Annotated in this window: 14 protein-coding genes, 4 tRNA genes and 1 pseudogene; 8 read left to right on the forward strand and 11 right to left on the reverse strand. The window is 66.5% G+C overall.

What is annotated here, in order from left to right:
* Window positions 1–45 precede the first annotated feature (45 nt).
* The gene (locus tag NE2_RS24400; RefSeq protein WP_063029762.1) at window positions 46–852 is read left to right on the forward strand and encodes a tyrosine-protein phosphatase; all 807 of its coding nucleotides are present in this window, start codon (window positions 46–48) and stop codon (window positions 850–852) included.
* Between the two features lie 48 nt (window positions 853–900).
* On the opposite strand, the gene NE2_RS24405 is transcribed toward NE2_RS24400, so the two are convergent.
* Together NE2_RS24405 and NE2_RS24410 are read right to left on the reverse strand one after the other, a co-directional pair.
* Window positions 901–1,437 (reverse strand): GNAT family N-acetyltransferase, encoded by a 537-nt coding sequence (locus NE2_RS24405; RefSeq protein ID WP_063029764.1) that lies wholly within the window; start codon window positions 1,435–1,437, stop codon window positions 901–903.
* Complete coding sequence (locus NE2_RS24410; protein ID WP_063029766.1) at window positions 1,434–2,672, reverse strand: MFS transporter; 1,239 nt, start codon at window positions 2,670–2,672, stop codon at window positions 1,434–1,436. The genes NE2_RS24405 and NE2_RS24410 overlap by 4 nt, the downstream gene beginning before the upstream one ends.
* Before the next feature lie 268 nt (window positions 2,673–2,940).
* On the opposite strand from NE2_RS24410, the gene NE2_RS24415 reads away from it, so the two are divergent.
* Window positions 2,941–3,882 carry a competence protein CoiA family protein gene (locus NE2_RS24415; RefSeq protein ID WP_233429867.1) on the forward strand — a complete coding sequence of 314 codons (942 nt, stop codon included), beginning with the start codon at window positions 2,941–2,943 and terminating at the stop codon, window positions 3,880–3,882.
* Between the two features lie 2 nt (window positions 3,883–3,884).
* On the opposite strand, the gene NE2_RS24420 is transcribed toward NE2_RS24415, so the two are convergent.
* From NE2_RS24420 to NE2_RS24430, 3 genes are all read right to left on the reverse strand, one after another.
* The gene (locus NE2_RS24420) at window positions 3,885–5,069 is read right to left on the reverse strand and encodes a hypothetical protein (protein ID WP_063029860.1); all 1,185 of its coding nucleotides are present in this window, start codon (window positions 5,067–5,069) and stop codon (window positions 3,885–3,887) included.
* 125 nt (window positions 5,070–5,194) lie between these two features.
* Window positions 5,195–6,613, reverse strand: coding sequence for an MFS transporter (locus NE2_RS24425; protein ID WP_063909473.1), 1,419 nt, complete (start codon window positions 6,611–6,613; stop codon window positions 5,195–5,197).
* A 121-nt stretch (window positions 6,614–6,734) separates the two neighbouring features.
* Window positions 6,735–6,977 carry a hypothetical protein gene (locus NE2_RS24430; RefSeq protein WP_030517190.1) on the reverse strand — a complete coding sequence of 81 codons (243 nt, stop codon included), beginning with the start codon at window positions 6,975–6,977 and terminating at the stop codon, window positions 6,735–6,737.
* A 161-nt stretch (window positions 6,978–7,138) separates the two neighbouring features.
* Here NE2_RS24430 and NE2_RS24435 point away from each other — a divergent pair, with 161 nt between their 5' ends.
* Complete coding sequence (locus NE2_RS24435; protein WP_063029770.1) at window positions 7,139–7,906, forward strand: ArsR/SmtB family transcription factor; 768 nt, start codon at window positions 7,139–7,141, stop codon at window positions 7,904–7,906.
* 20 nt (window positions 7,907–7,926) lie between these two features.
* Here NE2_RS24435 and NE2_RS24440 read toward each other — a convergent pair whose 3' ends face one another.
* The 4 genes from NE2_RS24440 to NE2_RS24455 all read right to left on the reverse strand — a co-directional run bounded on the left by NE2_RS24440 (window position 7,927) and on the right by NE2_RS24455 (window position 8,790).
* Window positions 7,927–8,385: an SRPBCC family protein gene (locus NE2_RS24440; RefSeq protein ID WP_030517188.1), complete on the reverse strand. Its 459-nt coding sequence runs from the start codon at window positions 8,383–8,385 to the stop codon at window positions 7,927–7,929.
* Window positions 8,386–8,531: 146 nt separating this feature from the next.
* Window positions 8,532–8,606 (reverse strand) — tRNA-Val (locus NE2_RS24445).
* Between the two features lie 17 nt (window positions 8,607–8,623).
* Window positions 8,624–8,694 (reverse strand) — tRNA-Cys (locus tag NE2_RS24450).
* 23 nt (window positions 8,695–8,717) lie between these two features.
* Window positions 8,718–8,790: transfer RNA gene (locus NE2_RS24455), tRNA-Gly, on the reverse strand.
* Between the two features lie 479 nt (window positions 8,791–9,269).
* Between NE2_RS24455 and NE2_RS24460 the strand changes: the two genes are divergently transcribed.
* The 3 genes and pseudogenes from NE2_RS24460 to NE2_RS24470 all read left to right on the forward strand — a co-directional run bounded on the left by NE2_RS24460 (window position 9,270) and on the right by NE2_RS24470 (window position 12,019).
* Window positions 9,270–9,344 (forward strand) — tRNA-Val (locus tag NE2_RS24460).
* 443 nt (window positions 9,345–9,787) lie between these two features.
* Window positions 9,788–10,006, forward strand: a pseudogene (locus NE2_RS24465) (integrase core domain-containing protein); the annotation flags it as partial.
* A 168-nt stretch (window positions 10,007–10,174) separates the two neighbouring features.
* A complete protein-coding gene (locus NE2_RS24470; protein ID WP_373862281.1) occupies window positions 10,175–12,019 on the forward strand; it encodes a serine/threonine-protein kinase PknD in 1,845 nt (614 codons plus the stop codon).
* Between the two features lie 174 nt (window positions 12,020–12,193).
* Here the strand turns inward: NE2_RS24470 and NE2_RS24475 are convergent, their stop codons facing one another.
* Together NE2_RS24475 and NE2_RS24480 are read right to left on the reverse strand one after the other, a co-directional pair.
* Complete coding sequence (locus NE2_RS24475; protein WP_146165312.1) at window positions 12,194–12,547, reverse strand: hypothetical protein; 354 nt, start codon at window positions 12,545–12,547, stop codon at window positions 12,194–12,196.
* 601 nt (window positions 12,548–13,148) lie between these two features.
* Complete coding sequence (locus NE2_RS24480) at window positions 13,149–13,682, reverse strand: MarR family winged helix-turn-helix transcriptional regulator (protein ID WP_063029776.1); 534 nt, start codon at window positions 13,680–13,682, stop codon at window positions 13,149–13,151.
* A 166-nt stretch (window positions 13,683–13,848) separates the two neighbouring features.
* Between NE2_RS24480 and NE2_RS37465 the strand changes: the two genes are divergently transcribed.
* Window positions 13,849–13,968 (forward strand): Rdx family protein, encoded by a 120-nt coding sequence (locus NE2_RS37465; protein ID WP_195023641.1) that lies wholly within the window; start codon window positions 13,849–13,851, stop codon window positions 13,966–13,968.
* A gap of 35 nt (window positions 13,969–14,003) precedes the next feature.
* Window positions 14,004–14,876 carry a haloalkane dehalogenase gene (locus NE2_RS24485; RefSeq protein ID WP_063029778.1) on the forward strand — a complete coding sequence of 291 codons (873 nt, stop codon included), beginning with the start codon at window positions 14,004–14,006 and terminating at the stop codon, window positions 14,874–14,876.
* Window positions 14,877–14,923: the final 47 nt, after the last annotated feature.

The following is a 14,923-nucleotide window of genomic DNA, read 5'->3' on the forward strand; positions in this document are numbered from 1 at the left end:
CTCTACCATGGACGACTGTCCAGTTTCCCTCTGAACGGAGCTGACATGGCCCATCGTTCGATTCGCCTCGCCGCCACCGTCGCCGCCGGCGCTCTCATCGCGGCCGGTCCGGCGCTGGGTGTCGCGGTTGCCGCCGACCCGCCCCCGGCCCCCTCGTCGGTCTCGGTGCACACCGAAGACCGGTCGCTGCATCTGGCCAGTGTGCAGAACGCGCGCGATATCGGCGGATACCGCACCACCGACGGCCACGTCGTCGAGACCGGCCTGGTGTTCCGCGCCGCGGGCCTGAGCACATTGTCCGACGCGGATTCCGCCGCGCTGTCCGCGCGCGGGCTCCGGGTCGTCGACGATCTGCGCACGAGCTACGAACGCGCGCTGGGGCCGGATCGGGTGCCGGTCGGTGCGACGCTGAATATTCGTGATGTGATCGGTCAGGCCCCGCCCCAGGTCATGGCCTCGACGCTGAGCGCGGGCAGCGACCTGTATCGCGCGTTCATCACGGCTCCCGGTGCGAGCGAGGCGTTCGCCGGTGTCCTGCACGACATCGCCGGCAGCGACGGTTCGGTGCTGTTCCACTGCTCGGCCGGTAAGGATCGCACCGGCTGGACCGCGGCGGTCCTGCTGACGATCCTCGGCGTGGACCGCGAGACCGTGAACTACGACTTCCTGCTGTCGAACTACTACCGCGACGCCGCCGAGGGCGACGCGGCCGACGGGGTGGTGCAGTCGGCGCTGGATTCCGCCTTCGATCAGGTGGATCAGAGCTACGGCAGTTTCGACAACTATGTGCACGACGGACTGAAGCTGACCGACGGCGATATCGCGGCGTTGAAGGCGAAACTGCTCGCCTGACCGGCGGTTTCGACGGGCGGGTCGAATCCGGTTGCGGAACAGCCGGATTCACACCTTCCGTTGCATCACGAAGTCGTGGCATACCTGATTGCCGACGGTGAATGTCTTGGTGCCGACGCGGCGGAAACCGTGCTTGCCGTAGAAGCGCTGGGCCCGCTCGTTGCGCTGGTTGACACCGAGCCAGACCACCGAATATCCGCCGCGGCGAGCGTAATCCACCACCGCGTCCATCAGGGCGGTCGAGACGCCACTGCCGTGGTGGCCGGGCATCACGTACATCTTGCTGATCTCGAGCGCGGGGCGGGCCTCGATCATGGCGGCGACCGCGGGATCGACCGGTTCACCGGAGATCAGCATGGTGTAGCCGACGATCTCGCCGCCGACGACGGCCTTGAGCACGATCCGCTGCGGATCACTCAGATACTCGCCGAACCGTTCGCCGGACAGCACCTCGGTGATGAAGGTGTCGATGTTCTCCTCGGTCAACTCCGGCGGGCACGCCAGGGGAAACGTCGCCGTGGCGACGTCGCTCAATTCCTCCGCGTCCCAGATTCCGGCGCGGTCGACGACGACTTGCTCGGTCATGGGTCCAGTACAACATGTCCGGAACGGGTCGCCGACAGCTCGCCTGGGGCCGGGCGCGGCCGGAAGAAACGCGCGGTGGCGATGAGGACGAGGGCGAACAGCAGCGGGATCACGAACCCGGCCCGCAGGCTCGACGCATCGGCGACGGCCCCGACCACGCCGCCACCGATCAGCGTGCCCGCGTAGTTGAACAGATTGAGCCGGGCGATCACCGCGTCCAGTCCGCGGCCTTCGGTCAGGCGCCCGGCCTCGCTGAAGCACAGCGGTGCGATCACGGGCAGGCCGAGGCCCGCGATGAGGAATCCGGCCAGTGCCGTCGCCGGCCCGGGCGCGGCCACGACCAGTGCCAGGCCGAGCACGCCGATCCCGGCGGCCACCCGGACCACCGCCCGCGCGCCGTATCGGCGCACCCACCAGTCGCCGCTGAGCCGGGTGAGCAGCGAGGCGCCCTGGTAGGCGGCCAGCGCCAGGGCCGCCGTCGCCGACGAGGACAGCAGATCGTCGGTGAGATACAGCGCCGACCAGTTGCCCACCGCCAGATCGATGGCGAACACCAGCGCCATCGCGATTCCCAACGCGAGATACGCCCGCAGGGCAACGGCCGCAACGGTTTCGGGCGCCCCGCCCGATTCGACGGGCTGGGCCTCGGCCTGGCCGGCGCCGAGCAGTCGCGGCCCGAACACCAGGCTCGCCACCGCGACCACCGCGGCGGCGATGGTGACCGCGTACGGCAGTGTGATTCCGACCTTCGCGCAGCCCGAGACGAACAGTGCGCCCAGAATCGACCCGGCACTCCACGCGGCGTAGAACGACGACAGCACGAACCGCCCGTATCCGTGCTGAATGAACACCGCCTGCATATTCGTGCCCGCGTCGACCATGCCGACCGCGACGCCGTAACAACCGAGCGCGATCAGCGCCACCACGATGTTCGGCGCGATCGCGATCGCCAGTCCGGTCACCGCGATCAGCGCGAGCCCGGCCCGCAGCGCCACCCGGCTCGACCAGTGCACCGCCACCCGCTCGGCCAGTAGACTGCCGCCGGCGGCGAGGCCGGAGATCATCACGACCGCGACCAGGATGACGGTGTCGGTGAGCCCGAGTCGATCCCGCTGCTGCGGCAGTTCGGTGAGGACGACCGCGAGGAAGAAGCCCTGCAGCGCGAAGGCCACCGAATTGGCGGTACGGGCGGCCCGCAGCGTGGTCGATACAGGAATGTATCCGCGGTCGAACATCTGCGCAGCCTAATGGGTGAGAGCCCGGCGGCGGTAGCGGAGCGCCCGAGCCTCGCACCCGGCAGGAGAAGTTCCGGCTTCGCAACGTCGCGATTACGCCGCTGTCCGATCGCGGGCGATTCCGCAGTTCACCGGACTCGATGATCACGTGGGGCTCCCGGTTGGATAACGAAACCGGTCACGGGGACGTGTAGCCCCCTGGCCCGTGCGGCACTCTGGATACAGCGGGCCGCACGGGCCGCTGGTGCACGGGTAGGGGAGTGGTCGCGTGAGTACGACAGAACGGGCCGAGACGAGGCAGCAGACGACGACGCTGGCTCCCCTGGAGCCGGTGAAACTGCCTGTGGTGGAGCCGAATCCGCGCGGACATCAGGCGGGTGACCGGTGTCGCGAACCCGGCTGTGGCAACTGTCACTGGGATGTGCAGCGGCTCAAATACTGGTTGCGCGGCAGGCTGCTGGCGGCGGGCGCCGACGATGCCGAGGTGGACAAGCCGCTGGGTGCGCAGACGCCCGGTCTGCTGTGGCGGCGTGGGAACCGGTTGTGCGCTATCGAGGTGCGCAGCGCGCCGGTCTCGATCGAGCACGCGCGCAAACGCACGGCCCGGTTGAAGGCGGTGGGCTGTGACGAGGTGTTGTGGCTGTGCCCGACCGGATATTGGATCGGGCAGATACCGGCGCTGGGCGTGGACGATTTCGCAGCCGCCGGATGTGAGTACCGGGCATTGTCGGGTGGGCTGGTCATCGATTCCGACGGTATCCTCAGCCCCAGGGAAACCCCCTGGGAAATAAGGGAATTCATCGATGGCTGGGTCGCGGGCGAGTTGGCCTGCGGCTATCTGGACGAGGATACGAGAGGGTGGGCGACGGTGAGCGATTGGGAGGCCCACACCCACGCACAGGCGATGATGATCGCGCAGCAGCGGCAGGAACTGCTCGACCAGCGCACCGAATTGGCCCTGGCGCGCAGGGCGACTCGCGACAAAGCCAAACAGATGCACAAGATGATGCATCGGCTCGAACGCGCCGAACTCGTCGCCGGGGAGCTGGACGCGGTCAAACGCCGGCTGTCCGATCGCGACCGGCTCGAGGCCGGTCTGCGGGTACGGATCGCGCGTCAGCGCGAGGCGGTGCTGCATTGGCAGCTGATGACCTGTTTCGCGATGCTGGTGATCGTGACGTTCATCGTGGCGGGTTTCATGTTGAAGTGAGGTCAGGTCGCGCTCAGCCGGAACGGGGCACGATCCCAGCGCCAGCCGTGGCGCAGGGCGAGCGCGATCAGGTCCACCGGTTCCAGGCCGGTCTCGTCGACCAGGCTCCGGAATTCGGCCCAGTGCACGGCGCCGGTGGCGAGCCGGTTGCGCAGAATGTTCTCCGAACGAGCGGGCACCGTGTGCCGCAACAGATCCGGCTCGCCGAGCCGGCTGCCGGTGAACACGAGCCATCCCCAGCCGCGGGCATGCGCGTGCGCGCGGGCCGCCTCGAGCCGCACCCGGTTGGCGTGTAATCCCAACTGCCCCAAGGCGACCACGTCGGCCAATAGCACGCGTCCGTCGGTCAGTCGGGCGGCGACGGTGGGACAGTAGGAGTCCGCGACGCCGTCGACGGTGAAGTCGACGGCCACGGGCCGCTCGGTGTAGCTGTCGACCTGTTCGCCGTCGTCGAGCATGCGCAGCAGCCGGGCTTGCAGAGCGGTGTCGAATGTGGTTTCGCGGCCCAGCTTCTCGGCGAACATGTGGCCGCGGGCATCGTCGTCGGCGTCGACGGTCGTGATCGGCAGCTCCGGCAGGTCGCCGGGATCGCCGCTCGGCCAATCCACCCGTCGCAGCAGCGGAAGCAGTTGCCCGGCAGTGGGTTCGGCCGTGCGGGGGCGATCGAGATGCCACCGGCCACGCTGCTGCCAGCCCGCGATGCGCTGGAAGACGAAGCCGGCCACCCGCTTGGCGTCGATCAGCGAATGCCCGGCCAGCCGCAACTTCAGATACGCCAGATCCTGGGCGGCGATATCGCAATCTCCGACATAGGTTTCGGTGAGCAGCGTCCGGGTCAGCCGCTGATCGCCCCACCCGACCGGATACTGGTCGGCGAACACGGCCGGATCGGGATGGCCGGTGGCCTGCACACGCCGCAGCAGCTGTCCCGCCGCTCGGGTGTAGAGCTGGCGAACCCGGTCGCGCGAGAGTTCGAAGCGGGCGCCCAGCAGCGTCAAGGTCTCCGGGCGCACACCGTCGAGCCCGAGCCGCCGGGTCAGCAGCTCGCCGTCGCGGGGACGTTCCTCGGCTTGAGCCGCGACCATGTCCGCCAGCGTGTCGGCCATCTGCTCGGAGGTGAAGGAGATGCCGTCGCGCAGGTCGTCGAGCAACCCGGCCTGTATCTCCTCGATCCGGTTGGTCGTCACCACATGCCTTTCGCTGTCTCGCACGTCCTTTCGAAAGCCTATGCCTTCGTACGGGTTCCGGGCGCGCGAGCGCGGGCGTGTCCGCCGATATGGTGGCCGATTCAACGGCGAGCCGCTTCGACGGTTCAGCGGCGCGCGGGTTCGGTGAGGCGGCTGTCCCGGCCCGTGTCGGCCGCTGCCGACCCGCCGGCCTCCACGGCGAAGACGGTGATCAGCAGCGCGACCACCCACGCGAGAGTCGAGCCGGCCGCCAGCCGGTGGACGGCGCCGACGAAGCCCGGCCCGGTCGGCGATCCGGCCATCGCGCCGAATATCGCGACACCGCAGGCGGTTCCGACCTGCCGGGCGGTATTGGACACTCCCGTCGCCAGGCCGGACCGGTCCGCCGGTGTGGCGCGCACCGTCGCCGCGACCACCGATGTCGTGATGAGGCCGGAGCCGCATCCGAGCACGGTGAAGCTCAGCAGCAGCCCGCCGCTGCCACCGCGGCCGTCGAGCGTGAGCAGCATCGCCGAACCGCATGCCGCGAGGGCGCAGCCGATCGCGATCGCCGGGCGCGGGCCGTACCGGGCGGTCAATCGTCCCGACAGCGGCGCCAGCAGCACCAGCGGCAGGGCCAGCGGGAGCACGCTGACGCCCGCGACGACGGGGGAGCGCCCCAGCGTGTCCTGCAGATACAGCATGCCGATGAACAGGATGCCGTTGAAGATCAGGTTCATCATCAGGGCGACGACATTGGGAGCGAGAAAATCCTTGTGCCGCAACAGGTCCACCGGCAGGAACGGATGAGCGCTGCGCCGGGCCGAGACGTAGGCGCCCGCCAGCGTACACACCGCGACCACCGCCGCGGTGGCGACGACCGCCGTCCCCGCGTGGTGCCCCGCGGAGATGACGGCGAACACCAGCGCGCCCAGGCCGAGGACGAATCCGGCCAGTCCGAGCACGTCGATGCGCTCGCCGCGCCGCGGTGGTGCGGCCGGTACCACGATCCGGGCCGCGACGGTCGCCGCGATCGTCAGCGGCACCGCGATCCAGAAGACCGGCCGCCACCCGAGGCGGTCGACGAGAATTCCGCCGAGCAGCGGTCCGGCCGGCAACGCCAGCGACGACACCGCCGCCCAGGTGCCCAGCGCCTTCGCCTGTTCCGCCCGATCCGGGAAGACGTCCACGATGACGGCCATGGTGCTGGGCAACAGCAGCGCCCCGCCCACGCCCTGGACCACCCGCGCGGCGATCAGCACCCCGACCGACGGAGCCAGTGCACACGCCAGCGAGGCCAGCCCGAAGACCGCGAATCCGCCGAGCAGCATTCGGCGATGCCCGATCCGATCGCCGACGGTTCCCGCCGCCAGCAGCAGTCCCGCGATCGCGACCACGTACCCGTCCACCACCCACTGCAGCGATGCGACGTCGGTATGCAGGCCGCGCCCGATCGCGGGTAGCGCGACATTCACGATGGTCACATCCAGCAACGCCAGAAACATCCCGGCGCACATCACCGTGAGGATGGCGGCCGGGTTGCGAACCTGTGGAGTCGAAGTCATATCCGCAGTGTCGGTGCGCAACCTTTCGGTGTGGACCGAAGTGTCGGCGATGAGGCAGCGGGTGAAACGAACGGCGTCCTGCCGCAGCTTCTTTCGCTCCCCGCCTCTTGATGGCGCGGAGTCAGGTCCGGCGGCGGAACCATCGCCGACGCCGGCGACTGCGGCGATACACCACGGCGGTGACCCGTGCGCCCAAGGAATCGGTCACGTGGAAATACTCGCCACCGAGGTCGGCGGCGGCATAGGCGATCTCATCGATCGAGCCGTGGATATCACCGGCACCGAACGCGCTCAGCGTCATCTCGACCGTTCCGATCCGATCGAATCCTTCGGCCGGAGGCACATCGAGTTCCTCCGCACGCATACGCACCACCCCAATGTCGGCCGAACCGGAACGGTAGTCAAGGTCGTGGAGCGAGGTCGCCCGCCGATTGCCGGCGGACCGTCCACCGGCTGTCGTCGCGGACGTGCGCGGACGGCCACGATTCGGTGCGTACCGAAGTGTTGTCGCGGCAGACTCGAGTCATGACCGATCGCCGCCCTCTCTACGGGTATTCCGATATCGCCGCTGTCGGTGCCCTGCTGGCCGACGCGACCCGGGCTCGCATGATGATCGGCCTGGCGGACGGGCGCGCGCTGCCGGCATCGGTGCTGGCCGCGGAGGCCGGCGTCGCGGCGTCCACAGCCAGCGAACACCTGGCCCGGCTCGTGGAGGGGGGACTGCTCACGGTCGAACGATCCGGCCGCCACCGGTACTACCGCATAGCGAATGCCCAGGTCGGCGCCGCGATCGAAGCGCTGGCAGTGCTGGCGCCGACGCGACCCGTGCGTTCACTGCGGGAATCCACCCGCGCGGCGGCGCTGCGCCGGGCGCGCAGTTGCTACGACCACCTGGCCGGGCGACTGGGCGTCGCGGTCACCGAGGCACTGCTCGAGCGGCAGGCGCTGACCCGCACCGACGGCGTCGCGGGAACAGCACGCGCACAGGGAGATCCGATTTCGGCGCCGATGACCGACCACCCGTATCGCCTGGGCCCGAATGCCGAGCCCCTGTTCGCCGAGCTGGGCGTGGATCTCGGCGCCGCCCGCGACCGGCGCCGCCCCCTGCTGCGTTTCTGCGTCGACTGGAGCGAGCAACGCCATCATCTGAGCGGTGCGCTCGGTGCCGCGGTACTGACCCGCATGGAATCGGCGGGTTGGGTGGAACGGCCGGGAACCCGCCGCACGCTGCGGCTGACCGACAGCGGAGCGCGGGTTCTGGATCGGGTGCTGGGCGTCGAATTCGCCGAATAGCGCGCGTCGAACCCGCCGGATCAGCCGTGCTCGACGGCGATCTTCATCCGATTGAGGGTGGTGGCCATATCGTTGTGGTTGCGCCGTCCGCGCGCCCACCCGAGCGCCGTCCAGTACAGCCGCAGCGGCAGGATCGTCGAGAGTTCGAACGATTCGGTGACGTCGGTGCCGCCGTCGCGCTGTTCCAGCCGATAGCCCCACCGGTTGATGCTCATCCCCTTGGGCCCGAGGACGGTGAAGGCGAATTCTCGTTCGGGCTCGCACACGTCGACCCGGCACGTGGTCCAGTAGACCGGCCCCACCTGATTGCGCCGCACGTGCCCCCGGAACTTCGCCCCCACCGCGGGACCCGTTGCGCCGCCGAGCCATTCGGCCTCGAACGTCTCGGGACTGAATTCGCCGATCCGCGTGATATCGCTGACCAGCGCCCACACCTGCGCCGGCGACGCGGCCATGTGGACGGTTACCGAATCGCGCACGACATCTCTCCTTGCCGCTCGGCTGGTTGGGCCTCGACCGTATCCCAGGCGATGAGACGGCGGACACAGTCGTCTACAAACTCGTTACGTCCGTGATGCGGATACAAGAAAGCCCCGGTCGAAACCGGGGCTGACCTGTTCTTCGTTGGTGCGCGATACTGGGATTGAACCAGTGACCTCTTCCGTGTCAGGGAAGCGCTCTCCCGCTGAGCTAATCGCGCGTGGTTCGCCTACTCAGAGGCGGCGACGGGAATCGAACCCGTGTGCACGGCTTTGCAGGCCGTTGCCTCACCACTCGGCCACACCGCCAACCAAGGCCGGGTTGGCCTTCGAGCGGATGACGGGATTCGAACCCGCGACCCTCACCTTGGCAAGGTGATGCGCTACCAACTGCGCTACATCCGCATGCCGCGTCTCCGGGGCTTTTCGGCCCCTTCCGGCTGCGAGAGAGAACATTAGCCCACAACCCGCACCGTCAACAAATCGCCTGGTAGATGGGGGTAAAAGTGAATAACACCGGTGTGTTTTCCGGGGGCGTTGCGCTCCGTCGGACACCGGCGCGCCAGGCGATCCCTGAGGTCACATCCGTCGCGGCGCCGGCGGACCGGCCGGGGGGTGGTCGGGCCTTCGTTCCGCGGCGCGGAACACCGTAACCGCGGTCCGTTCGGACACGGCCCCGCCCGATCTCCCGCGATGCTTCACTCGGTGGAGGGGGTGACTACGCGGCGAGCCAACCTCACGAGACCTTCTGCGCCCGTTCATGTTCCGTCCATCGCCGCTCGGCTGAAACACCCAGGTCAAGCCCCGATTTGGTGTGACACCGGGGATGCGTGTTAAGGTTCCTTCTCGTTCGGAACGGCACCCCAGCCGCTCTCGAAATCCCCGGTCCCATAGCTCAGCGGGAGAGCGCTCGCCTCACACGCGAGAGGTCGCTGGTTCGAAACCAGCTGGGACCACCAGAACCTCTTTATTCGAAACAGTGACCGTCCGCAGGTGTGCATCGCGGGGGTTGGTCCCGGATTTATCCGACGCCCGATTTGGGTGGTTTCGGGCTGCCGAGTGAAGGTCAGCGAACATGACGGTCTTGTCGTCGGCGATTCGTAGTGCAGTGGCGTCTTCCAGATCATCGATGTAGAAGCATTCGAAGAACGTCTCGTTCAGCAGTCGCCGTACGTCTGGGGCTGCGTCCAGATACAGGCTGTACGGGTCGGCGATGAGGTCGAGGGCGTGACGGAGAACCGTCGTTCCGACGCTGAGTTCTTCGGAAGTGTTGGTGAGCGCTGCTTCGATGCGGTTGCGCTGAGCTCTGATCTCGATGAGTTTCAGGCGCACATTGGCTCGAGGCATCGAGCCATCGGCGAGCAGATCGACCAACCGGTTTTCGCTCTGGTCGAGTTCCTTTGGTTTGGACAACGCGATGATGGAATCGTTCTGGTCCTCGATGCAGATCGAACTACTCGACCGCAAGAAGTGGAAGACCCGCCTCGAACTCGCGAACGCGATCTTCGACTACATCGAGATCTTCTACAACCGCCAACGCCGCCACTCATCGCTGGGGTACCGCACCCCGATCAAGTTCGAGCTACTCTCCGAGAAGACACCCATCACCGCTGCCAGTTAGCCACCACGACTGGAACCTATTCGGTGGGGCAGGTCACACCGTCACCCAATCGTGCAGCAGCCCCAAGAGGTACGCTTGAGTCGCGACAGGTTTGTGGTTGGATAGCGCCGACTCTCGACTGTTTGGCCTGGCTAAATCAACTGGGGTGGGGTACCAGCTAGGGCGGGGATGGGACGCAGGCATGTACACCTTTCGCCAGTCGGATGGTCACGGGACGACACAATGGATGACACGTCAGTTGGTGACGGGGACACGATCTCAGCGGAGGCGTTCGGGCGATATCGGCTGTTGACGCTGCTGGGTCAGGGTGGCATGGGCCAGGTGTGGCGGGCGCATGATTCGCTGACCAACCGGGTGGTAGCGCTCAAGGTGTTGCCTGAGCGCTTTGCCGATGACGAGCAGCTGCGCGAGAGGTTCCGCCGGGAGTGCCGGGCGGTGGCGCAGTTGACCGAGCCGCATGTCATCCCCATCCACGACTTCGGCGATATCGACGGCAGGCTCTATCTGAATATGCGCTTGATCGAGGGCACCGACCTGCGCAAGGTGATTACGCGAGAAGGGGCCTTGTCGCCGTGGCGGGCGGTGTCGATCATCACACAGGTGGCCGGCGCGCTACAGGCGGCCCACGATGTCGGGCTGGTCCACCGCGATGTCAAACCCACCAACATCCTGCTGGGGGCCGATGAGTTCGCCTCCCTGATCGACTTCGGGATCGCCCACGCCGCCGACGACCGTACGCTGACCTCGATCGGTGAGACCATCGGCACCGTCGCCTACATGGCGCCGGAGGAGATCAGCGCGGAGGTCAAGGCCGATGCTCGGGTGGACGTGTACGCGTTGACGTGCGTGCTGTATGAGTGCCTGACCGGTCGGGCACCGTTTGCGAGCGCAGCGGGGGTGCAGGGTGTGATCGCCCATCACCTGCACACCCCGCCGCCGCGTCCCAGCACCACTACACCCGATGTACCGACTGCGTTCGATACTGTCATCGCCAAGGGCATGGCCAAAAACCCCGAGGAGCGTTACCAGACCGTGCGCGAGCTGGCGGCGGCGGCCAACGCCGCGCTGGGCGATTCCGCGGTCAGCACCACTGGGGCTGCGCGCCGTGGGTGGCGAATCAGATTGTCGCCCAAGACCGCCGGGCTGCTCGCCGCCGCGGTCGCGGTTACGGTGGTGGCCGCCGTAGCTGTCGTCATCGGTGTTCAACGGCAATCGGGCGGCGGTGGCAGCTCGCCCCCGCCTATCACCTCGGCCTACTCGGCACAGACTCCGCTGCCGTTCACCGGCGTCAGCTTGCCCACTGATGTGGCTGTCGACCCGGCGGGCAACGTATATGTCACCGACATGGGTAACGATCGGGTGGTGAAGTTGGCGGCGGGTGCGTCGACCCCGACCCCGCTGCCGTTCGCCGGGCTGAATAATCCCCAGGGTGTGGCGGCCGACACGGCAGGCAACGTTTACGTCACCGACACGAGTAACAATCGGGTGGTGAAGTTGGGGGCGGGTGCGTCGACGGCGACCCCGCTGCCGTTCACTGGGCTCAAGGATCCCCAGGGTGTGGCGGTCGATACGGCGGGAGATGTGTACGTCAGCGACCGGGGCAACGATCGGGTGGTGAGGTTGGCGGCGGGTGCGTCGGCGCCGACGACGCTGCCGTTCACGGGGCTCCAAGATCCCCACGGGGTCGCGGTCGACGCTGCGCACAACGTATATGTCACCGAATTGAGTACCGAGCGGGTCGTGAGGTTGGCGGCGGGTGCGTCGACGCCGACCACGTTGCCGTTCACCGGGCTGAAGGATCCTCAGGGCGTGGCGGTCGACAAGGCGGGAGACTTGTACGTCGTCGACTGGGGTAATCAATGGGTGGTGAGGTTGGCGGCGGGTGCGTCGACGCCGACCCCGCTGCCGTTCACCGGCCTGAAGAATCCCCAGGGTGTGGCAGTCGACAGGGCGGGCAACATTTATATCACCGACCTGGGCGCCGATCCGGTGGTGAAACTCCCGGTAGGCTGAGGCCTGTTCCGCGTAACTCGGTGGTGGTGTTCCACCCGGTTCTACGGAGTCGGATTGCTCGGCTTCTGGGAATGTCCCCGAGTTTGGTTGACTCGCGGGTTTGGTCTTTCAGGCCGCGAGTGCGGGCCGGTTTATTGTCTCAAACTCGATCGGAGTGAGTCGGCCGACGCGGTGTCAGGTTGGTTGGGGGTTGTTGCGGGTTCCGCCTGCGGGTCGCATGGGTGTCCCGCGTTTGTGGAGTGCGTCCTTGATCGTGCTCGCCGGTGCACCGGTGAGCCGACTGCACGAGACGAGGGAGTGCCCGGCGAGGTAGAGCCGTTCGAGGTGGTCGATATCGGTGTCGTTGAGTGGTTGGTGGCGGCGGGTGATGCCTTCTCGGGTGAGCAGGTCCAATACCGCGGTTTTGGAGATGCCGTATCGGTGGGCGAGTTGGAGAGTGGTGGCGCCGTCGCGGTAGGCGTGGACGAGTTCGTCGATGGTGTGGCGAGGGAGTCGGCGTTGGATGTTCCGGGCCGGCTTGGGCTTCACCGGGCTGGCTGATTTCCGCTGCCGTCGCCGCGGTTCAGTGTTGTCGGATTGGATTCCGGCGGTGAGGTTTTCGAGTTTCCGCAGGTCGTCCCGTTTCGCGTTACGCCCAGTCAGGTCCACAATTATTAAAATGCCTGGTCAGGGCCTTTCTAGGTTCTGACCTTTCGTTGTCTTTGGGTTGGTTTTCGGCCTATGTAGCCGTCTGATCTGCGGGAATATCGCTGTTCCCTGTTTCGAATCCACCTGAGTGCTGTGGCTATTGAGTCTGTCGGGGCAGAAGTGATGATTGTTGAGGATGTTGGATGATCTGCCTCCTCGCGCGGCCGGACAGGGCGGATGAGCGGGACCCGACTCCGACAGGATGTGGTGGCGTTGGAAAGTGCAGCCCAGCCTTCACTGAGGTCATAACCCAGAGGTCGCAGGTTCAAATCCTGTCCCCGATACCAACGAGGACGTCCTGACCAGCAGGTTTCAGGGCCGTCCTCAGGTATCCGCGCTGAACAGCACCCCGCTGCCGCCGGCGCCTGCTGCCCAGACCGCCACGGCACGAACAGTCGTCAAGGCAAACGGGAGGTTGCTCAGGTAGCGAGTGATGAGATGATCAAGCCTGTGCCCGAGCGCGGGGCTGGGTCTTGATGCTGGACGGAGTGTCGCCGAGGCTGGTCAGGAGCTTGCGCAGCAGCTGATCGAGTTGTTCCTGCTCGGCGGCGCTCAGGGCTCCGAGCATGCGGGCTTCGTTGGCAACGTGATCACTCAGGGTGGCGCCGACCAATTCGCGACCGCGTTCGGTGAGGCTGATCAAAATCGACCGCCGATTTTCCGGATCCACTTTTCTGCTGACCAGATCGCGTTTGACCAGGCGGTCGACCCGATTGGTCATCGCGCCCGCGGTGATCATGGCCGAATCGGTGAGCGCGCCGGCGGTCAGTTGGTAGGGCGGGCCTGACCGCATGAGAGTGGCCAGCAGATCGAACTCCCACAGCTGCTGGTCATGCTGCGCAAGGATCGCCGAGATCCCTTGTTCGAGGATTCGGGCCGCCCGCTTGATTCGTCCCACCGTGCCCATCGGGCTGGGATCCAGGTCTGGTCGTTCGATCCTCCACTGCTCGACGATGCGGTCCACGCTGTCGCCCATGCCGTACCCCTCTGCGTAAAACTATTTGAGATTGAAATTAGCAGCTGCCGCTGCGGGCGGTTCGCGAGACCTCTCCACATCTCAACGTAGAACTGTTTGACATGAAAGTGTAGCTGCACTATGTTCATCCGAACATCAAACTGTTTGGCATTGAAAGGTTTCAGCGATGACTGTCACGGTCTACGAGATCGCCGTCGGCGGCGAGGTGGTGGCGAAGAAGACCCGCGCGGGTTTTCCCGAACCGGAAGAAGTTTGCCAGGCCGTGGCCGCCGCCACCGCACGCTGACCCGCACCCAGCTCACCACTTGGAAGGAGGCGGCCATGCCGGTCGTCAACGTTCTCGACTCGTTCATGCACTATCAAGAATCCGGCCGGCCCGATGGCACGCCGGTCGTGTTTCTGCACGGCAATCCGACCTCGTCGCACTTGTGGCGCAACGTGATTCCGCATGTGACCTCCGACGCACGGCGACTCGCCCCGGATCTGATCGGCATGGGCGCCTCGGGCAAGCCCGACATCGCCTTCCGATTTGCCGACCACTCCCGCTACCTCGACGCGTGGTTTGACGCACTCGGCCTGGACGAGGTTGTCATCGTCGGGCACGACTGGGGCGGTGCGCTCGGAATGAACTGGGCCCGTAGAAATTCTGACCGTATTCGCGGCATCGCGGTCGCCGAGACCTTCCTCCGTCCCATCCGCTGGGCTGAGATGCCAGAACGGGCGGCCGAGTTGTTCCGTGGCTTCCGGTCCAGCGACGGTGAGGAAATGGTGCTGAACCAGAACATGTTCATTGAGGTCAACCTGCCGTTACAGATCTTCACGGGCCTCGCCCCTGCCGACCACGACGTCTACCGTGCTCCGTATCCCGACCCCGGCTCCCGCAAACCGCTGCTGGCCTGGGCCCGCGAATTCCCCCTCGACGGCGAGCCTGCCGATGTCGCAGACATTGTCAACGCCTACGACAAATGGATGGCCACCACCCCCGACGTGCCGAAACTGCTGATGGCGGTCGAAGGCGGCGCGACGCTGGGCTCACCGGAAATGATCGATTGGGCGCGAAAAACTTTCGTCGCGTTGGAAGTCGAATCCATCGGTCCTGGCGGACACCATATTCCCGAAGACCAGCCCGGTGCCATCGGGCGCGCCGTCGAGAACTGGATCCATCGTCATGAACTCACCAGAGCCTTCCGATAAGACGGAACCGCCGCGTGCGGCGCGAACTACCCGTGGACTTCGGAGTA

Origin of the sequence: Nocardia elegans NBRC 108235 (assembly GCF_001612845.1) — a bacterium.
In the GTDB taxonomy this organism is placed as follows: Bacteria; Actinomycetota; Actinomycetes; order Mycobacteriales; family Mycobacteriaceae; genus Nocardia; species Nocardia nova.